Origin of the sequence: Brucella pseudogrignonensis (assembly GCF_032190615.1) — a bacterium.
In the GTDB taxonomy this organism is placed as follows: domain Bacteria; phylum Pseudomonadota; class Alphaproteobacteria; order Rhizobiales; family Rhizobiaceae; genus Brucella; species Brucella pseudogrignonensis_B.
The window spans coordinates 492685-513206 of the sequence record NZ_JAVLAT010000002.1; the positions used below are offsets into that span (position 1 = coordinate 492685).

Genomic DNA, 20522 nt, shown 5'->3' on the forward strand with positions numbered 1-20522 from the left:
ATCAAAGCTCCTGACCATGTGGCACGAAGGCCAGAAGAATGAACAGCACAATGGCTAGTGCCAGAAAAAACCGCAAACGACCGATGATGCGCCGGGAGCCGGCAATCCGTTCGACGAGCGGGCGGGTGGGGCCGATTGCTTTACGCAGGCCCATTTTTTCGAGCGTCCTGTCGAGTTCGATCAGTCCTGCCTCTTCAATGGGATTTGCGGCAACCAGCCGAAAAAGTGCTGCATCAAACAGCAGGTGAGCGGCAATTCCGAGAGTGACCAAACCACTCGCAAGGAGGATCGGCCAGACCAGCCAGAAGGTGAGGTCATGCACGACGCGCAAAAACGGAGCGGCAGCCAATATCAATAGGGCCACCGCAATGGCGAGATAGGCATTTCGCTGCAAACTTGCTGCGATGCTTGATGCCTGCGCGCTCATTCATGCACCTCACTTGTGTGCAGATGCACCGGCCAGCCTTTTGCGCGGATCAGCGCTTCGGCTTCGCGTTGATTGTTCACACGTCCCGTTTTGATAAGCCAGTGGGCTGCAACCGTGGCGCTGCGCTGAAAGCCCAGCGCGCAACAGATGAGCACCGGACCGTGATGGCGTGCGACTTCGACCGCATCTGATGCGAGCCGTAGCTTTTCTGCGGGAGGCTTGATGAGATCAATCGTGCCGTAGCTTTTCCAGTCGATAGAGTGCGCGGGTGGCACCATTTCGGATGCAAGATCAATGACGGTCGAGAAAAACTGCAGTTCTCTAGCCTTTGGGAAACGTCCGAGGAAAACATTGTCGCCAAGCTCGACATGGGCTGGAATCCTGCGCGTCCAGAAGCGGACATTCAGTCGGGCAAAGAAGCGGTAAGGCCAGAGCAACAAGCGGCTCGCAAGACTGACCGCACCGTCTGTCTGTTTTTCGAAAATACCGGCACCCGCACCGAAATAACCGAGCGCCACGATTGCAAGCGCGGTTGCGGGCCAGAACCAGAAAATCGCGTAGCCGGTGATGCTCAGACCATGGACACCCAGCGCAAGAAAAACTGTTGCCCCCGCAAGATAATAAAGACCGATCCGCCGCGATTTCAGGTCGGATGTGATGTGAAACTCTGCCAAAGGCGATGGCGTGTTGCGTGGGAAAAGCCATAGCGCGAACAGCCCGAGCAAAGCCCCTGCCGGAATATCAACCGCATGATGCTGATAGGTGGTTAGCACCGACAATCCGATCAGCAGACACCAGACATGCCAGACCACACGCATTACATCGCCCATCACGCGACGCATCTGATCCCAGATAATGATCAAAAGCGCGATATGCAGCGAAGGCGCCTGATTGAATGGTTTGTCGAACCCGCCCAGCACATCGAACATGAAACCCGGCAGGCCGGAGGTCGCAGGTTTGACGAATGTGGCTGTCAGCGGAAAGGCTACAAAGCATAGGACAGCGATAATCTGCGCGGTGAGATAACGCTTTGCCAGCCTGTCTACCTGTTCCGGGCTGTCATTGACGAAAAGTGCTATCGCGTAAAACATATTGACAGACCAATAGGGAATGATGCTCCACGCGATAAAGGGAACATGGCCTTCCCAGTTGAAAGCGAGGTTTGGCACGTCATCATGGAGAGATGCAAGCCAGTTGGCCGTGCCATAGGTCAGATAGAAAAACGGTCCAAGAAACAGAAGCCAAGCGATTGCGCGGCGGATCACAGCCCGCCGTGGTAAACCACCATGGTCTGCCGGTCTTGTTATCACGCTGCGTCGTCTCCGATGCGTTCGGCAATCGATACAGTAAAGATTCCCCATTGATCGGTGCGCTGTTCGATTTTGCGATATCCAGCCTTTTCGACAAGCTGATCCATTTCGCCCTGTGTACGGCGGCGCATCACCCATGCCTGTCCGCCGCGATGTGACGTGAGCGCACGCGCGATCATTTCAAGCTGCGGATGCCATGGCTGGTTGGTGTAAATGAGCAGTGAGCCCGGCTGCTGCACACGAGCGAGGCCTGAAAGCGACCGGTTAATGAGCGCATTGTCCGGGAAAAGCTCATAAAGCCCGGACACAATCGCAAGGTCTGGTTGCGGCGTGATGCTTGCAAGGCTTTCCTCGTCAAAGGCATCGCCTTCTTCCATATGAGCGATTGCTTCAAGACCACGATCCTTGATGAGCTTGCGTCCAGCCAGCACATTGATCGGCGAGTAATCACGAAGATGAATGCTGTTTGGCAATTCGCCCGCCCGCACCACCGCATCAATCACATAACGGCCATGCCCACAGGCAATATCGACGATATTGGTTGATCGACCTTCGCTTTCCAGCCGCCTGATGGCGTGTCTGATCAGTTCCTCAAGATGCACTTTGCGCTGGCGAATGCCGCGCCAGCCGATGGCTTCCAGAAACTGCTTGTCGATGAGCTTGCCGCCGGGCCCCAAGCCCCGCGCTTCATTCTCATAGACATAATCGAGCGTGGAACCTGAATCGAAACCGGTACGACGACCAACTTTCAGACCTTCGGACAAAAGCGAGCCGAAGCCGATAGAGGCGCGCGTCGATGTCCAGTAAAGCCCGCGCGGTGAAAGCAGCGGTAGCGGACTTGATAGTCTGTCAGCCTCATCGCGCGTATGGCCTGCAATATGCGCTTCCGTCAGATCGGCGCGTTGTGGTGCCTCCGCAAAACGGGCCTCGATGAAATCATGGATCAGCGCGAGTGCCGGTTTGCGATCCCGTTCACCCAGCGTGTCATGGTAAAAACCTTTGAGCACATGGCGCTCTTTAATGCGGCTGCCGAGGTTCTCAAAAAAGCGATGCTGTGGAGTTGGCCGCACGACAAAATCGCTGCCGGAAATGAGTAGTTGTGTCGGAACGGTAATCGCCCGCGCATCATCCACCACGCGCTTTGCCGCCTCATAAAGCTGAAGCAGAATATGCGAGGCGATCGGCCGTGTAATCAGCGGATCAGTGCGATAGGATTCAATGCGCTCCCGATCATGGGTCAAAAACTGCGGTTTGACGTAGGAATTGACGAAGAACGTGCCTTTGAGTTTCTGCCAGAGCGCGATGCCCTCTTTGGCGAAAGGCACATAAAGCTTAATGTCGAAGGCTGGGGAGGCCATGACCAGCGCACGGATATTGGGCGCATAGTCATGCACCCATGCGCTCGCCAGAACGGCGCCAACGCTCTGCGCAATAAGCGCCACGTCTTCGTTTCTTACGCCGGTTTCATTGCGGATATGGGCAACGAAACTATCGAGATCGCGGATCGAAGCGCCAAAGGACGGCGAAAAGCCGCGCACGCCCGGAGAATTTCCGTGGCCGCGTGCGTCCCAGGCATAGAATGCATAATCATCAAGCCCGAGCTCATCCACGAGATGGCTCACACGTCCGCTATGCTCATGGCCGCGATGCAGAAGAACGATAACGCCTTTCGGTTTTTCAGAGCGGGCAGGCCAGAAACGATAGAACAGCGAAGTGCCGTCATGGGTGACGAAATGGGATTCTTGCGCTGCACGATGTGACGCCGTTTCATGCCCCGGTAATTTCGTAGGCTGGTTCATTCCCACTCCTCTCAGCAAGCCCTTCAACTTATTCTCCCCAATTACTATTGAGTAGAATAGAATGTTTGAATAAACGAGCTAAGGCCGGTCGCAAATAGCTGATTTTTACATAATCGTCATTTCCAAAAGTTTCCCGAAAGTTTCTTATGTCTGTTTATCAACTTAAGTCCCGTTTCCAGATCTTGTTGAGACCTCTTGTCGTACAGCTTGCTGCAAAAGGTGTGACGGCCAATCAGGTCACGATTGCAGCCGCACTGGGCTCGATCGCTCTTGGTGCCTTTCTTGGCCTGAACGGGAATCCGATCTGGTTTGCGCTTGTGCCAGTCTGGCTGTTTCTTCGCATGGCGCTCAATGCGGTTGATGGTATGCTGGCGCGCGAACACGGTCAAAAATCCGTGCTGGGTGCCTATCTCAACGAGATCGGCGATGTGATTTCCGACGCAGCGCTCTATGCGCCTTTTGCGATCATCGCGCCGTTTTCGGCGCTCTGGATCTTCGCGATTATCTTCATTGCCACGCTGACTGAGTTTGTCGGCGTCACGGCAGCCTCGCTCGGATCAAGCCGCCGTTACGACGGTCCAATGGGCAAGAGCGACCGCGCTGTGGTTTTCGGCGTACTTGGCGCGTGGATCGCCATCGATGGGGCCTTGCCACAATGGATGTTTTGGGTGCAGCCAGTCTTTTGTCTGCTGTTGATACTCACTGTCGTAAAGCGAATACGTAATGCTCTTCTTGAACCGCGATAGAGTGCTAGGCAAATAGCAGCTTACGTTTTTTACTCGAGCATCTTGGATTTAAAGTTCAATTGGAACGGTGACAACGATCTTCAGTCCTGGACGGTTATCGATTTCTTCCATTTCTCCGCCAAGTCCGAGAATGATTGCCTTGAGTAATTTGCTGCCAAATCCTTCTCGTGTTCTTGTTTTGCCCGTTCCACTATCAGCAACAATTAAGCGAGCTTGGTTGAAATGCTGATCAAGCGAAACAGCGGTCGGACCCGGTGCGCCGTCATAGGCATACTTGTTTGCATTTGTGACAAGTTCAGAATAGACCAAGCCAATGTTAATTGCGCGGTCGGCGTTGATGAGCACATGCGCGAGTTTGCTGGTATGTCGGCTTCGCCATTCCTCGCCCATTGATTGGAAAAGTTCATTCGATAGTTCATCCAAATAACGCGCCAGATCGACAGAGCCAACATAACTGTCAGAATAAAGGCGACGATGAACAAGTGCTACTGCTGCAATACGACTGCGTGCGTCAGTAAGGTATTGAATAATCTGTAAGTCATCAGTCTCTCGCATTTGCATGCCGAGAAATGTTGAAACAAGCTGCAAGCTGTTTTGAACACGATGGTTGATTTCCTTCATGAGAAAATCTTTTTGCTCCAGCAGCTTTTGTTGCTGGTCCAAAGTGCGCTGAAGTTCGCGGTTTAGTTTGTCAATCCGACGACGCTGATATGCTTCAAGTATCACACGGCTTATGCGATGCATCGCATCGATCTTGTTGAAATTCCAGTAACGCGATTTGCCACGTACTTTTTCTGTCCACGCGTCGAATGAAGCGCGCGGCGTCAAAGGCGACGATGCTGAAGCGGATGTGTCTTTGTGTGGATTGCCCGCCCATTCAACTGTTTGTACCTTTTCCGCACGCGACCAAATGACAAAAAGGTCCTCTTCTAAATAGAGCTTGAGCACCGATATGCCGCTGGCAATCTGAACGATGTGTTCAGGCAGGTTTTTCTGACGGCCGAATTCATGGGAGTAAAAAAGGCCATCTTTGAATTTGTCTTCTATCAGTTCGAGGATATGGGTAAGGTCGCTTACATTCGGGGCCTTGCCAGACTGAGCTATAAGCTTACCGTCAGAAACAATCGAAAAGCCGTCGGCAATCATCATTCTACGCAAATTATCGGCGTTCTGCGCAAGGCATTCCCCGATCGGTGCATTGATAAGGAGGGCGTCTACAAGACGATCTTCGTGAGAGCGCAGGCGCAATCGCTCACGTGCATTTTCCGCCTCATCTTTCGCCTTCATTTGGCGTGCCAGACTCGCGGCAAGTGCCCGCGCTGCTGTTCGCGTCGCGAATGGCATGACGAGTGGCGTTGCATTGTGGCAGGCGATTAACCCCCATAATAGACCGTCTTTGATGATCGATATGGATGCACTGGCGCCTACATTCATATTCTGCAAATACTGCAAATGGATTGGCGAAACACTGCGCAGAGCGACATCGCTAAGATCAAGCGGCTGTTCGGGTTCTTGGCCAATCCAACGCAAAGGCGCAGGCGTGTAATGAGAATTTGGTATAACGCGAACACGATTATGTAAATAAAGTGCGCGTGCCTGTTTTGGAATATCGCTCGCAGGAAAATGATGATTAATGAACGGCTTGTATTTTTCATTTCCATCTTCTGCGGTGACAACACCTGACCCATCTTCAAGGAATTGATAAATCATCACGCGATCGAATCCGGTCAACTGTCGAAAAGTAACGACGGCCTTAGCAAATAATGTGCGCAAGTCCGGAGTTTCCTCGAATTGCTGCGCGATGTTTTCGAGGTTTGCGAGCGATTGTTCGGCAGTTACCAGTGATTGAAGGGCGGGTTCTACTTCGACCAACAAATATTGATCTGAAATATGGCCGAGCAAATCGAAGGTTATGCTATCTACGACCAGCTTTCCTAGAATGATTTCATCTTTTTTCGGTGCGGCTAAAGCCAAAGAGAGCGCGTTGAATTTCAATACCTCGTTAATATTGCCGTGCAACCATGTTTGACCAAAAATCGACTCTAGATCACCTGCGCCGCCCATAATCCGACCACTTGCTAACTCTACAATTAAGAGCATACCGTGCGGCTGAATTGATCCGGGGATATGAATTGGTTCGCGATCACAGGCAGTTTGGTCAATTTCGCTGTGGGGCAACATCATTGAAGACCTTTTGATAGTTGTACTCAAAGGCACCGAATGCTGCGATGGCTGCAAATGTGCAGCGCTCTTCATCATCGTCATCAAAAGGCGTTATCTCGATTAAATTAAGTGTTTGCTGCCATGAACGCAAATTTAAGATTTGACGGTTGATATGTCGGGCACCAAAGTCCTTTGTGAAACCCATTTTCGATACAAGAGTCATCCGTTCGGGAACGCGTATAGCCGACGCTTCCAGCGCATAAAGTGTTCCGATAATTGTTGGTAAGTCGACCGGTTCTGTCGCGCGTTTAAACTTCAATGTTTCTGGCGGGGAACATTCACTGACGTCACTAATATCATTTGTGAGGTCAGGTTCAATCCGTCGCTCACTCCATTGAGGCAACAATGCCTCAATATGGCTCGCTTCGAGCATGGATTCTAGCAGTAAACGGCTTGCCAGGGTCGCTTGCAAATAGTTTTTGTATGAAGACTCCGATCCAAACATCGAGAGGTCGCTGCATAGCGTATCGACGCGTTTATGATGAGGGTCGGTAGCAGACTTCAGCCGCCAGTATCGTCCTGACATTATTTTATGAAACATTTAGAAAAAATCACTCCGCCTCAAGTCCGAAGCCGCGTATGCTTGTGTGTGGGTACACGTCTCCGAGCGCCTAAACGCGTGAAGCTGAGGTTTGTTCCGAATTATTTAATCGTAAGCTTAAATAATGGTTTGCATCAAAATGGGAGAGTTTCTGAAGCGCTAAGAGCTTTTTGTTATTTGTAATCTTAGCTTTGAATTCGAATGGTGGGCGTAACAGGGATTGAACCTGTGACCCCTACAATGTCAATGTAGTGCTCTCCCGCTGAGCTATACGCCCATTCGATGTGGCGCATACACCATATCGTGCTGCGCCCGTCAATGCCCTTTTTCGAAGTTTTTGTTCTTTCTGTTGAATAACTTATGAAAGGTTGGAAAACGTGCTGATTGCCTCAGGCGGCAATCAGCATTTTTTCGATTTCGTTCACCAAATCGCGAAGGTGGAAAGGTTTGGAAAGCACTTTTGCATCGCGCGGCGCATCAGAATCGGGATTCAGTGCAACTGCTGCGAACCCTGTGATGAACATGATCTTAAGGTCAGGATCAATTTCGGTTGCGCGGCGTGCAAGCTCGATGCCGTCCATTTCAGGCATGACGATGTCAGTTAGCAACAGCGAAAACGGTTCTTCGCGTAATCTTTCATATGCGCTGGCGCCATTATCGAAGTGCGTGACGTGATAGCCCGCTTTTTCCAGCGCTTTCACGAGGAAGCGACGCATATCGTTGTCGTCTTCAGCTAACAGAATTCTCTTCATTGGTCCGTCCGAATTTCACGTCGTTCGTGCGCAGCTTTCTGCATGGCCGACGACTCAGCGTTTCCCATAGAAAACGCTCTTTTGGTAAATATGACATGAATCTTCTCTTAAATGTTAATTGTTATGGCCGCTGTTTGGCAACAAGCTGTTTTATGTTACAGCTTTTTACCGTTTGAAGCGCCTGTCAGAGGGAGGGGCGTGGTGTCTCAAATGATGTATATTGGTCAATGTGAGACTCGTGTAAGGTGCTGCTTTGAAAGCCGAATTATCTTATCACGTGTTACTAAGAGGCGGCAGGACAGGTAGAGAATATGAGTCTGGAACGCGATTTTCCTCAGATTCCTCCTTTTGAGATCTGCGCGCCGGCGCAGCAGCGAATCCCGTTCGTTTTCAATTCACCTCATAGCGGGCGCGTTTATCCAGCGTCTTTTCTAAAGGAATCGCGGCTCGATTCGCTGACGATCCGGAATTCCGAAGATTGCTACGTTGATGAGCTGTTTGCTACCGCCCCACGTCTTGGCGCGCCATTGCTTAAGGCGCATTTTCCGCGTGCATTTCTCGATGTAAACCGCGAGCCTTACGAACTTGATCCGCGTATGTTCGCTGAACCGCTGCCACCTTTTGTGAACAGTCAGTCAGCGCGTGTCGCCGGAGGCCTGGGGACTGTGCCGCGTCTTGTGGCTGAAGGGCAGTTGATCTATCCCGGACGCATTGCGTTGGAAGAAGCAGTTTACCGGATTGAACAGCTTTATAAGCCATATCACCGCGTGCTGGATGCATTGCTGAAGGAAACTCATGAGCGCTTCGGTTATTCCGTTCTGATTGATTGTCACTCAATGCCGGGTGGGACGCGTTCAGGAGAGACTGCCGGGCGGCCCGATTTTATCATTGGTGATCGTTTTGGTCGGTCTTGTGGTGAACAGCTCACGCAGGCAGCCATTGAGCTTTTACAAGGGCTTGGTTATACGGTTGCGCATAACAAACCCTATGCAGGTGGTTTCATCACCGAGCATTATGGGCGACCTGCTGCAGCCTGCTATGCACTTCAGATAGAGATCAATCGCAGTATTTATATGAATGAGCAAACTTTGCAGAAACTGGTTGGTTTTGATGCCTTGTGCGGAGATCTCTATCAATTCTTGAGTGATCTTACCTCTTTGCCGGATGAGCTTCTGGTTGTGCCACCGCTGGCGGCAGAGTAGCTCAGTATTCTCCATAAAAAGAGCCGCGCTGCAATGAAGAAGCGCGGCCAAAGACTAGGGAGGAAATGCCCCGAAAGGCACCGACAGGACAGCCTGTCTGTCCTTTAAGCTACGCGGCAAGGACTTTTTGGTCAAGAGTTTGCGCATATTTTTTGAGCTTAAGAATAGCTAGCTCAATTTATAGGCAATATTAGCAAGGAATGCATATCAATGCATCAATTTATGAAAACGGGAGTTTAGGATTGCTGATCGATAAGGCATTTTTTTCCGAAGTGGCGAGCGTAGCAGCGCGTGAAACCTTGCCAAGATTTCGCCAGTTCAACGAAATCGACAATAAATATACCACGGGCTTTGATCCGGTAACGGAAGCAGACCGCGCAGCCGAGCGCGCGATTCGTGCCGTCATTGGCCGAGAGTTTCCGGACCATGGTATTCTTGGCGAAGAATATGGCCCTGAAAATATCGACCGCAGCCATGTCTGGGTTATTGATCCGGTGGATGGAACCCGTGCATTCATTTCTGGCCTGCCGGTTTGGGGAACGCTGGTCGGATTGACTGTCGATGGCGATGCAAAGGCCGGCATGATGTCCCAGCCGTTCACGGGTGAGCTTTTTTACGGCGATGCCAATGGGTCTTATCTGCTCCGTGAAGGTGCCGAACCACGTCGGCTTTCCGTGCGCGCTCAGGCAAAGCTTGATGATGCGACCATGTTCACCACCACGCCAGCGCTTTTCAAGGGCGATCTGCGCAAAGGCTTCGACCGGCTGGAAAATGCGGTGCGTCTGTCGCGTTACGGCGTGGATTGCTATGCTTTCGCCATGCTTGCCAGCGGCTTTGCTGATCTTGTCGTGGAAGCTGGCCTTCAGCCTTATGATATTGTCGCGCTTATACCGATTATCGAGCAGGCGGGTGGCGTTGTCACGCAGCGCGACGGTGGTCCGGCGGAAAAGGGCGGCGATATTGTTGCCGCCGCTTCGCCGGAATTACACAGCGCAGTGCTTGAGCTGCTCAACAGCTGATTAGTTTTTGTCAGGATTTGAAGGCTCCAGGCTATCTGGCTGCGTTTCTATTTTCGATGTTCCGGGAATGAAAGCGTCGAATGCTGCAAGGGTTTGTTCTCGATAAAAGTCGGCCTCTTGCAGCAGTTCGTGACGCGCCCCATCAATAACGACGAGTGAGACGTTACGCGTGCGCGCTGCGAGGCGTTCTGTGGCAGCAGTCGAGACGACTGTATCGGCACCGGCGGCGATAATGAGGACCGGCACCGTCGGTCCTTCGTAAAAGTCGGGTTGATGAATCCGCGATGCGGCACGCAAAGCATTACCGATCCAGTGAATAGTCGGGCCACCCAACGCCAGATTCGGATTGTTGCGAACAACTTCCATATTGCGTGCAAAGCGGACTGGATCGCTGGTGAGGGGATTGTTTTCAAATTGCCGCTCGCCGCGTATCCGCCCGCCAGCAGCATATTTTCGGCCCAACCCAAGCCAGCGCAGGGCCGTTGCCATGCGGCGCATTTTATCATCACCGGATTGCAATGGGCGCAACCCCATCAGTGGTGCACACAGAACCATGCGGGTCACGCGTGATGTGAGCTTATGCATTGACGAATAGGTGATGAGTGCACCCGCTGAATGCGCCAGAACATAGAAGGGGGGCGGACAATCCGGGAGAACTATTTCAGTCAAAAACTGATCGAGATCGTCGGTATAATCGCTGAAATTTCGCACATAGCCGCGCATACGATCTTTAAGAAGCCGTTGAGACCCCCCCTGTCCGCGCCAGTCCATTGTCGCGACGGTGAAACCACGCGCAGTGAGGTCTGACATCGTTTCAAAGTATTTTTCGATAAATTCGTTGCGGCCCTGCAGCAGAATGACTGTTCCGCGTGAGGGCTTCACTTCTGACTTAAGAATTGCGTAACGCAGATCAATGCCATCTTTGGCTTTAAATTGCCCTGATGTCGCTCCCACGGGAATTGGGTTCGCGTCGGTTTCAAAAAGAAATTCTGGCATTCAAACTGCGGCCCCAATTAAAATTACACACCAGTATAGTCGAATAAACAATTATAAAAAGTAACCGGAAGTTTGCGAGCAAACTTCCGGTTCAGAATACAGCCTGTGCAAGGGACGTTACACAGACTGATCTTTCAAAATCAGACTAAGTTACCAGCCGCGACCAACGCGGCGTTCATCAATGATGCGGCCGCTGAACGCGTCAACAACGACGATCACGCGGCGACCATTTGGGCGGGTTGCTTTGACGAGATAAGCTCCGCGTTCACGGCGCATATCGCCAACATCATAGCCCCGGCGTTGCAGTGAACGCGCAATCTGGCGAGGGCCTAAAATTTCCGGACGTCCATAGCCGTCGCCCCAGCCGGGCCCGCGACCTGGGCCACGATTGTGCCCGCGATCTGGGCCTCTGTCATATCCACGATCCGGCCCATCCCAGTCGGGACGTGGTCCGCCGCGTGGCGGCATGGGTGGACGATAACCGTCATCATCGTAATATTGAACCTGAACACGCAGGCCGTTATCGGCTGCATGGGACGTGGTCGCAATTCCGGTTGCGACGGTGGCAAGTGCGGCAAAAGCAAGAAAAGCTTTTTTCATAACCGTGATCCTTTGATGAACCCACTTTTCAGCGGGCATAGTGGGACAATAGCCCCAAGCATCTGAACGCTCGCCAAAGATGATGTTCATTTTGGGTTCATTGGATGGCGTACCCCCCAATTTCCGGGGTCCAAGCGATCAGGAGTTGTTACGGCAAGTGATAAGCCGTGTAACTGTATTGGCTGTGCTCATACGCGGCTCTGGGAGAATTTTATACGAGACACGTTAAAATCAGTCTTGAAATGAAAAAGCGGTATTCCCAATTAAGTTTTGCGGTCGCCGAGAACGGGATCGCCGGCACAAAGAATTCGCCAGAATGGGAGTTCTGCCGCCAATATTGTGCATTCTTGTCGCTCTTAAGGAGGGCTTAAATATGCGTCACGTAGATTTTTCTCCACTTTATCGTTCCACCGTTGGGTTTGATCGTCTCTTCTCCTCGATGCTCGACACGCTTGCATCGCCAGAAGGTTCACAGTCTTATCCGCCCTATAATATTGAGCGGACCGGTGAGACCACCTATCGCATCACAATGGCTGTTGCAGGCTTCTCTGAAAGCGAACTCGAAATCGAAGCTCATCGTAATCAGTTGACCGTGAAGGGCCAGAAGGCCGAAAATGATGATTCTGAAACCGGTGAAGTGCTTTATCGCGGCATTGCTTCGCGTGCTTTCGAGCGCCGCTTCCAGCTCGCAGACTTTGTTGAAGTTGCGGGCGCCAGCCTTAAAAATGGTTTGCTCCACATCGATCTGAAGCGCGAAATCCCTGAACAGATGAAGCCGCGCAAGATTGAAGTCAGCAATTCTTCTGCGGCCGATGCTCAGCAGATTGAGGCGAAAACCGCCCACTAATCTCTGTTGAGATTCTATAAAGAAAGCGGCGCATTCAGCGCCGTTTTTTTTGTTAGGCGATAAGCTTGCCAAACTGATCGACTTCTTCTTCCGTATTGGCAAAGCTTGTCACAAAGCGCGCGAAGATTTCGCCTTCGCTGATGCGGTTGACTTCCGAATGCGGCGGGTTCCAATCATAGAATATCGCGCCAGCGTCACGCAGGCGGTCATAGACTGATTGTTTCATGATTGCGAAAACTTCATTGGCTTCCGGCTTCCAAGCCAGACGCATCTGACTGGATGCATCGATGTGACGGGCGAGACGTGCGGAAAGCGCATTGGAATGCTTTGCCAGTTCAATCCAAAGATCGTCCGCCAGATAGGCATCAAACTGCGCTGCAATGAAGCGTGTTTTTGAGAAAAGCTGTGCGGCGCGTTTGCGGATAAACGGTAAATCGCGTGCGCGGGCAGGGTCCATGAAGACGAGCGCTTCCGCACACCAACAACCATTCTTCGTACCGCCAAAGGAAACAATGTCGACGCCCTGCTTCCATGTCATTTCTGCAGGCGTCATATCGAGCGACACCAGCGCATTTGCAAAACGGGCACCATCCATATGCAGCGGCAGGCCTGCACCGCGGCAGATTTCCGAAATCGTCGAGATGTGTTCCGGCTGATAAAGCGTGCCAACTTCGGTCGCCTGCGTGATACTGACCGCCATTGGCTGACCGGCATGCACGAAAGCTGGATTAAAGCGTTTGAGCTCGCGTTTCAGAAGCTCAGGATCGATACGACCCATCGCGCCATCAATCGGATGCAGACGCGCACCGCCGGTGAAATATTCCGGCGCGCCGCATTCATCTTCAATAACATGGGCCTCACGATGCACAAGTGAAACACCGCCGGGACGATTGACACTGGCGAGCGCCAAGGAGTTGGCGGCTGTGCCTGTGCCGACAAAGAAGACCGCGACTTCACGCTCGAACAATTCGTTGAAACGCTGTTCGACGCGTTTGTCGATTTCGCTGGCACCATAGGCCGCAGCAAATCCGTTTGCATGAAGGGAAAGACTCTCAGCAATTTTCGGGTGGGCGCCTGCCCAATTGTCTGAAGCAAAATGCACGTTGTTCTCCACCGTCTTGATGAGTTTTCTGAAAGGTCTATAGCCGGACTCGGTAACGGGTGTAAGGTCTGTAAGCGCTAAAAATCAGGCCGTATCTGTCTCTTTTTTTAGCGGGATGTCTAAGTTTAAAGCCGTGCCAAACTGACGCATTTGGTGTGTAGCGCAACTAAACATTATTTAATGTAAGTTATACGATATTTTATTTCGCAATAGGCTTAAAAAAATCACGTTTCCATCTTGTGAGCGAATTTGAATTCTGTCATACGTTATTAGGACAGCAATGCTGACTAATTCACCATTGCTGTCCAATTATCACTGTGATTATCAGGATTTTTCATCAGATTATCCGACGGTCGCAGAAAGAAGGTGTCGTGCAGATCGGGACAACCCGGCAGAATACGGCACTGAATAAGACAGGGGAGTTTGGTGCGCCGCAATGCGGGCCGAGGTCACTTGTAGAGCCTGAAAGACTAAGGCGAGAAAACAATATTCCATTCGATGGTTATGCCATCGGCCATGGAACGTCGTCTAACGCCTTTTCGATAAGGCTATCCATACACTTAAATCAGTTACGGAACGAATAGCCGTTCCGGTACATTATCGTATCGCGCAGGGTTGCGCGCTTATTGGAGGGAATGACGATGCCGCATTTGACGCCATCTGTATCGCATGTGGATTTACACAACGGTCAGAACGGATCGGTCAAAGCTGCGACCAATTCCACCAACACAACCCGAAAAACGCGAACTTCGGCGGGTACGCCCCCCGCCCAAGGCCTCTATGATCCGCGCAATGAACGCGACGCCTGCGGCGTCGGCTTCATCGCGCATATGAAGGGCCAGAAGTCGCATCAGGTTGTCGAAAACGGCCTCAAGATGCTGGAAAACCTCACCCATCGTGGTGCGGTTGGCGCCGACTCTCTGATGGGCGATGGTGCGGGCATACTGGTCCAGATTCCAGATCGCTTTTTCCGCGAAGAAATGGCGCGTCAGGGCATCGACCTGCCGCAGCCGGGCCATTATGCCGTAGGCTATTTGTTCATGCCGCGCGATGCGGAATTGCGTGGGCATATCGAAGAGATCATTAAGGAAGTCATCGGCTCAGAAGGCCAGATCTTTATCGGTTTCCGTCAGGTGCCGGTTGACAATTCCTCGCTTTCAAAAGCCCCGGATATTGCTGCAACCGAGCCATCTCACGTTCAGGTTTTCATCGGTCGCAACGCGACCATCGAAACCGATGATGAATTTGAACGCCGTCTGTTCGTGCTGCGCAAGGTTATTTCCAACCGCATCTATCAGGAAAACGACGGCGACGATAAGGGCTTCTATATCGTCTCCATGTCGGCGCGTACCGTTGTTTATAAGGGCATGTTCCTGGCCTATCAGGTTGGTGCCTATTACAACGATCTGAAAGATCCGCGTTTTGAAAGTGCTGTGGCGCTCGTTCACCAGCGCTTTTCAACCAACACTTTCCCATCATGGCGGCTGGCGCATCCTTATCGTATGGTTGCGCATAATGGCGAAATCAACACGTTGCGAGGCAACGTCAACTGGATGGCGGCCCGTCAGGCGTCGGTGGATTCGGAGCTGTTCGGCAACGACATCTCCAAACTCTGGCCGATTTCCTACGAAGGTCAGTCGGATACGGCTTGCTTTGATAACGCGCTCGAATTTCTGCATCAGGGCGGCTACAGCCTCGCCCATGCGATGATGATGCTGATCCCGGAAGCATGGTCGGGCAACAAGCTGATGTCGGACGAACGCCGCGCGTTCTACGAATATCATGCCGCTCTCATGGAGCCATGGGATGGTCCTGCTGCCGTTGCCTTTACCGATGGTCGCCAGATTGGTGCGACGCTGGACCGTAACGGTCTGCGTCCGGCCCGTTATATCGTTACCGACGACGATTTTGTCATTCTGGCTTCGGAAGCAGGAGTTTTGCCTGTCGAAGAGAAGAAGGTCGTCAAGAAGTGGCGTCTTCAGCCGGGCCGTATGCTGCTCATCGATATGGAAGAAGGCCGCATCGTTTCGGATGAGGAAATCAAGTCACAGATCGCACAGAAGCATCCCTACAAGCAGTGGCTTTCCAACACGCAGCTTATTCTGGAAGACCTGAACCCGGTTGAGCCTCGCGCGCTACGCAAGGATGTAAGCCTCCTCGACCGTCAGCAGTCATTCGGTTACAGTCAGGAAGACACCAAACTTCTGATGTCGCCAATGGCCACAACGGGTCAGGAAGCCATCGGCTCGATGGGGACGGATACGCCGATTTCGGCCATGTCCGACAAGTCGAAGCTGCTCTACACCTATTTCAAGCAGAACTTCGCGCAGGTCACCAATCCGCCCATTGATCCGATCCGTGAAGAGCTGGTGATGAGCCTTGTCTCGTTCATCGGACCGCGCCCAAATATTTTCGATCTGGTTGGCACCTCGCGCCGCAAGCGCTTGGAAGTGCGCCAGCCGATCCTGACCAATGGCGATCTCGAAAAGATCCGCTCCATCGGTCACACGGAAGATCGCTTCGATACCAAGACGCTCGACATCACTTATAATGTCGGTGAGGGTGCTGCCGGTATGCATGGCGCTATTGAACGTCTTTGCGACCGTGCGGAAGCAGCGGTTCATGGCGGTTATAACATTGTCATTCTGTCGGATCGTCAGGTTGGCCCGGATCGCATTCCGATCCCGGCTCTGCTGGCAACGGCTGCCGTCCACCATCACCTGATCCGGAAGGGTCTGCGTACATCGGTCGGTCTGGTTGTTGAATCGGGTGAGCCGCGTGAGGTGCATCATTTCGCTTGTCTTGCTGGTTATGGTGCGGAAGCAATCAACCCGTATCTCGCTTTCGACACGCTGCTCGACATGCATCGCCGTCGCGAATTCCCGCCGGAAGTCGACGAGCATGAAGTGGTCAAGCGCTATATCAAGTCGATCGGCAAGGGCATTCTCAAGGTCATGTCCAAGATGGGCATCTCGACCTACCAGTCCTATTGTGGCGCGCAGATTTTCGATGCGGTCGGCCTGCAGACGAGCTTCGTCGACCAGTTTTTCTTCGGCACGGCAACGAGCATCGAAGGCGTTGGTCTTGACGAAATCGCGGAAGAAACCGTGCGTCGTCATACCGATGCGTTCGGCAACGACCCGGTTCTGCTGACAGCGCTCGAAGTTGGTGGTGAATATGCCTACCGTATGCGTGGCGAAGCACATCTCTGGTCGCCGGATGCTGTAGCGAAACTGCAGCATGCGGTCCGCACTTCAAACCCTGAGACTTTCACCGAATATACAACCATGCTCGATTCCAAGGCGGCGCAGGCAAAGACCATTCGTGGCCTTTTCGATATCCGCTTTGCGGAAGCCAGTGGTCGCGAGCCGGTTGCCATTGAAGAGGTTGAATCGGCGGTCGATATCGTGAAGCGCTTCTCGACGGGCGCCATGTCGTTTGGCTCGATCTCGCGTGAAGCGCACACCACGCTTGCGCGTGCGATGAACGCCATTGGCGGCAAGTCAAACACGGGTGAGGGCGGTGAAGAGCCGGATCGTTTCTATCCGCTGCCGGATGGTACGCCAAACCCAGAACGCTCTGCAATCAAGCAGGTGGCATCGGGCCGCTTCGGTGTGACGACGGAATATCTGGTCAATTCCGATCTCATCCAGATCAAGGTTGCGCAGGGTGCAAAGCCGGGTGAAGGCGGTCAGCTGCCGGGTCATAAGGTCGATGCGACCATCGCCAAGACACGTCACTCAACGCCAGGCGTTGGCCTCATTTCGCCTCCGCCGCACCATGACATCTACTCGATCGAAGATCTGGCACAGCTGATCTATGATCTGAAGAACGTCAATCCGGCTGCTGATATTTCCGTTAAGCTGGTTTCGGAAGTAGGTGTTGGTACGGTTGCGGCCGGTGTTGCCAAGGCACGCGCTGACCACATCACAGTGTCCGGCTATGATGGCGGCACGGGTGCGTCGCCGCTCACATCACTCAAGCACGCTGGTTCGCCATGGGAAATCGGCCTTGCCGAAACCCATCAGACACTGGTGTTGAACGGTCTTCGTTCGCGCATTGCGCTGCAGGTCGATGGCGGTCTTCGGACGGGTCGCGACGTGGTGATCGGTGCGTTGCTCGGTGCGGACGAGTTTGGTTTCTCGACCGCTCCGCTGATTGCCGCTGGCTGCATCATGATGCGCAAGTGTCATCTCAATACCTGTCCTGTGGGCGTTGCCACGCAGGACCCTGTTCTGCGCAAGCGCTTCAAGGGCACGCCTGAGCATGTCATCAACTTCTTCTTCTATCTGGCAGAAGAAGTGCGCGCATTGCTGGCAGCCATGGGCTTCACCAAGCTTGAGCAGATTATCGGCGAAACCGAACTGCTCGAAAAGCAGACCATGATCGATCATTGGAAGGCCAAGGGTCTCGACTTCAGCCGTATCTTCTACAAGCCGGAAGCCGAGAAGCACGAAATCTTCTGGACCGAACGTCAACATCATCCGATTGAAGATGTTCTGGATCGCACACTGATTGCTCAGGCCATGCCTGCGCTTGAAAACAAGACGCCGGTCAAGATCGATGTCGACATCAAGAATGTCGATCGTTCGGCAGGTGCGATGCTTTCGGGTGAAGTGGCCAAGCGTTTCCGTCACAAGGGTCTGCCGGATGACACCATTGCTGTTACCCTGCGCGGTACGGCTGGCCAGTCCTTCGGTGCCTTCCTTGCACGCGGTGTCTCGTTTGAACTCATTGGCGATGGCAACGACTATATTGGCAAGGGTCTTTCGGGCGGTCGCATTGTCATACGCCCGCCAGAAGACACGCGTATTGTGGCTGAAAACTCGATCATCGCAGGCAATACCGTGCTTTACGGTGCGCTTGAAGGCGAGTGCTATTTCCGCGGTGTGGCAGGCGAGCGTTTCGCAGTGCGTAACTCTGGTGCGGTCACGGTTGTCGAAGGCGTGGGTGATCACGGCTGCGAATATATGACGGGTGGTGTGGTTGTCGTTATCGGTCAGACTGGCCGTAACTTTGCAGCCGGTATGTCGGGCGGTGTCGCCTATGTACTGGATGAAGAAGGTGACTTTGCACAGCGCTGCAACATGGCGATGGTCGAGCTGGAACCGGTGCCGGAAGAGGATGATATCCTCGAAAAGCTGCACCATCACGGCGGCGACCTGATGCACAAGGGCCGTGTGGATGTATCGGCAAACATGACGCGCCACGACGAAGAACGTCTGGTGCAGCTGATTGCCAACCATCTGCATTACACCGGCTCTACGCGTGCCAAGGACATTCTCGACAATTGGGAGAGCTATCGCCCGAAATTCGTGAAGGTCATGCCGGTCGAATATCGTCGCGCGCTTGAAGAGATGGAACGCATGCAGATCGGTGTCGCAGCTGAGTAAATGAATATCATAACGCGGTGCCTGTGCGCCTGAAATGGCGCACGGCACGGTGATAGGAGCATGGAATAATGGGTAAGGTTACTGGTTTTCTTGAGATCGACCGGCAGGTAGCAAAGTACCAGCCAGCATCGGATCGCATTCGTCACTTCCGCGAATTCACGCTGCCGATGACGGATGGTGAAGTACAGAAGCAGGCGGCACGCTGCATGGACTGCGGCATTCCGTTCTGTCACGGTGACACTGGTTGTCCGGTGAACAATCAGATCCCGGATTGGAACGATCTCGTCTATAACAACAACTGGGATCAGGCGATCCGCAACCTGCATTTGACCAACAACTTCCCGGAATTCACGGGTCGTGTTTGTCCGGCGCCTTGCGAGGAAGCCTGCACGCTGAACCTTGAAGATGCGCCAGTTGCGATCAAGACCGTTGAACAGGCACTCGGCGATAAGGCCTATGAGTTAGGTTATATTGTTCCGCAGCCAGCAGCGCAGAAAACTGGCAAGTCGGTCGCGATTATCGGTTCTGGTCCGGCAGGTCTTGCTGCGGCACAGCAGCTTGCACGCGCTGGTCACATGGTCGATGTCTATGAACGCGAAAGCCGTCCGGGTGGTCTGCTGCGTTATGGTATTCCTGACTTCAAGATGGAAAAGCACCTGATTGACCGCCGCGTCACGCAGATGGAAGGTGAGGGTGTCCGCTTCCTTTGCGGCGTCAATATCGGCGTTGACAAGCCACTGCGCGGTCTGCTCGATACCTATGATGCCGTGCTTTATTCGGGCGGTTCCGAAAAGCCGCGTCCAGCCGGTATTCCGGGTGCAGACCTTGATGGCGTGCATGATGCCATGCCTTATCTCGTTCAGCAGAACCGTCGTGTTGGCCGCGAAAGCATTGAATCGGTCGCCTGGCACGAAGCTCCAATCCTTGCCGGTGGCAAGCATATCGTCGTTGTCGGCGGTGGTGATACGGCTTCTGACTGCGTAGGCACGGCTTTCCGTCAGGGCGCGGTCAATGTCACGCAGCTCGATATTCGCCCTCAGCCGCCTGAAAGAGAAGACAAGCTGAGCGTCTGGCCTTATTGGGCAACCAAGATGCGTACGTCTTCCAGTCAGGCTGAAGGTGCTAATCGCGAGTTTCAGGTGGCAACGCTTGAGTTTATCGGCGAAGACGGCAAGCTCACGCATGTGAAGTGCTGCCAGGTTGATGAAAAGCGCAAGCCGATTGCTGGCTCCGAGTTCTACATCAAGGCGGATCTGGCCTTCATCGCGATTGGTTTCTTTGGTCCCGCCGAAAACTCGGTACTGAGGGAAATGAACGATAAGCTGGAAATCGCAACAGATCGTCGTGGTGGAACGTCTGTGAAGGCCAACCAGCGTGATTACCGCACCAGTGTCGACAAACTCTATGCTGCAGGTGACGTGCGTCGCGGTCAGTCGCTGGTTGTCTGGGCAATTCGTGAAGGCCGTCAGGCAGCTCATGCCATTGATGCTGATCTGATGGGATCGTCCGTATTGCCTCGATAATTAAAACGTCGTCTCAATAAAAAGCCTGGCTCTAAGCCGGGC

Annotated in this window: 15 protein-coding genes and 1 tRNA gene; 6 read left to right on the forward strand and 10 right to left on the reverse strand. The window is 52.9% G+C overall.

Annotated features, from left to right (window positions below; translation table 11 throughout):
- Position 1: 1 nt before the first annotated feature.
- Genes RI570_RS13645 through RI570_RS13655 form a run of 3 tightly spaced genes read right to left on the reverse strand, consistent with a single transcriptional unit; the run spans position 2 to position 3536 of the window.
- On the reverse strand, positions 2-427 hold the full coding sequence (locus RI570_RS13645) for a hypothetical protein (protein ID WP_313829101.1): 426 nt from the start codon (positions 425-427) through the stop codon (positions 2-4).
- Positions 424-1737, reverse strand: a complete 1314-nt coding sequence (locus RI570_RS13650; protein WP_313829102.1) for a phosphatase PAP2/dual specificity phosphatase family protein — start codon at positions 1735-1737, stop codon at positions 424-426. Before RI570_RS13650 ends, RI570_RS13645 begins: the two co-directional genes overlap by 4 nt.
- Positions 1734-3536, reverse strand: coding sequence for a bifunctional alpha/beta hydrolase/class I SAM-dependent methyltransferase (locus RI570_RS13655; protein ID WP_313829103.1), 1803 nt, complete (start codon positions 3534-3536; stop codon positions 1734-1736). Before RI570_RS13655 ends, RI570_RS13650 begins: the two co-directional genes overlap by 4 nt.
- A gap of 146 nt (positions 3537-3682) precedes the next feature.
- Between RI570_RS13655 and RI570_RS13660 the strand changes: the two genes are divergently transcribed.
- The gene (locus RI570_RS13660) at positions 3683-4282 is read left to right on the forward strand and encodes a CDP-alcohol phosphatidyltransferase family protein (protein ID WP_313829104.1); all 600 of its coding nucleotides are present in this window, start codon (positions 3683-3685) and stop codon (positions 4280-4282) included.
- A 48-nt stretch (positions 4283-4330) separates the two neighbouring features.
- Here the strand turns inward: RI570_RS13660 and RI570_RS13665 are convergent, their stop codons facing one another.
- The 4 genes from RI570_RS13665 to cpdR all read right to left on the reverse strand — a co-directional run bounded on the left by RI570_RS13665 (position 4331) and on the right by cpdR (position 7798).
- The gene (locus RI570_RS13665) at positions 4331-6493 is read right to left on the reverse strand and encodes a histidine kinase dimerization/phosphoacceptor domain -containing protein (protein WP_313829106.1); all 2163 of its coding nucleotides are present in this window, start codon (positions 6491-6493) and stop codon (positions 4331-4333) included.
- Positions 6441-7046 (reverse strand): biliverdin-producing heme oxygenase, encoded by a 606-nt coding sequence (locus RI570_RS13670; RefSeq protein ID WP_313829107.1) that lies wholly within the window; start codon positions 7044-7046, stop codon positions 6441-6443. The genes RI570_RS13665 and RI570_RS13670 overlap by 53 nt, the downstream gene beginning before the upstream one ends.
- A gap of 202 nt (positions 7047-7248) precedes the next feature.
- Positions 7249-7323: transfer RNA gene (locus tag RI570_RS13675), tRNA-Val, on the reverse strand.
- Between the two features lie 112 nt (positions 7324-7435).
- Positions 7436-7798 (reverse strand): cell cycle two-component system response regulator CpdR, encoded by a 363-nt coding sequence (gene cpdR / locus RI570_RS13680; protein ID WP_007877205.1) that lies wholly within the window; start codon positions 7796-7798, stop codon positions 7436-7438.
- A gap of 311 nt (positions 7799-8109) precedes the next feature.
- Here cpdR and RI570_RS13685 point away from each other — a divergent pair, with 311 nt between their 5' ends.
- Both RI570_RS13685 and hisN read left to right on the forward strand, forming a co-directional pair.
- Positions 8110-9000, forward strand: coding sequence for an N-formylglutamate amidohydrolase (locus RI570_RS13685; protein ID WP_313829108.1), 891 nt, complete (start codon positions 8110-8112; stop codon positions 8998-9000).
- Positions 9001-9242: 242 nt separating this feature from the next.
- Positions 9243-10019, forward strand: a complete 777-nt coding sequence (hisN, locus tag RI570_RS13690) for a histidinol-phosphatase (RefSeq protein WP_313829109.1) — start codon at positions 9243-9245, stop codon at positions 10017-10019.
- On the opposite strand, the gene RI570_RS13695 is transcribed toward hisN, so the two are convergent.
- Positions 10020-11015, reverse strand: a complete 996-nt coding sequence (locus tag RI570_RS13695) for an alpha/beta hydrolase (protein ID WP_313829110.1) — start codon at positions 11013-11015, stop codon at positions 10020-10022.
- Positions 11016-11165: 150 nt separating this feature from the next.
- Positions 11166-11615 (reverse strand): PepSY domain-containing protein, encoded by a 450-nt coding sequence (locus RI570_RS13700; RefSeq protein WP_313829112.1) that lies wholly within the window; start codon positions 11613-11615, stop codon positions 11166-11168.
- Positions 11616-11988: 373 nt separating this feature from the next.
- Here RI570_RS13700 and RI570_RS13705 point away from each other — a divergent pair, with 373 nt between their 5' ends.
- Positions 11989-12462, forward strand: a complete 474-nt coding sequence (locus tag RI570_RS13705) for an Hsp20 family protein (protein ID WP_313829113.1) — start codon at positions 11989-11991, stop codon at positions 12460-12462.
- A 52-nt stretch (positions 12463-12514) separates the two neighbouring features.
- Here RI570_RS13705 and RI570_RS13710 read toward each other — a convergent pair whose 3' ends face one another.
- Positions 12515-13564, reverse strand: coding sequence for a low specificity L-threonine aldolase (locus tag RI570_RS13710; protein ID WP_313829114.1), 1050 nt, complete (start codon positions 13562-13564; stop codon positions 12515-12517).
- Between the two features lie 641 nt (positions 13565-14205).
- Here RI570_RS13710 and gltB point away from each other — a divergent pair.
- A complete protein-coding gene (gene gltB, locus RI570_RS13715; protein ID WP_313829115.1) occupies positions 14206-18957 on the forward strand; it encodes a glutamate synthase large subunit in 4752 nt (1583 codons plus the stop codon).
- 68 nt (positions 18958-19025) lie between these two features.
- A complete protein-coding gene (locus RI570_RS13720; protein WP_313829116.1) occupies positions 19026-20480 on the forward strand; it encodes a glutamate synthase subunit beta in 1455 nt (484 codons plus the stop codon).
- Positions 20481-20522 lie beyond the last annotated feature (42 nt).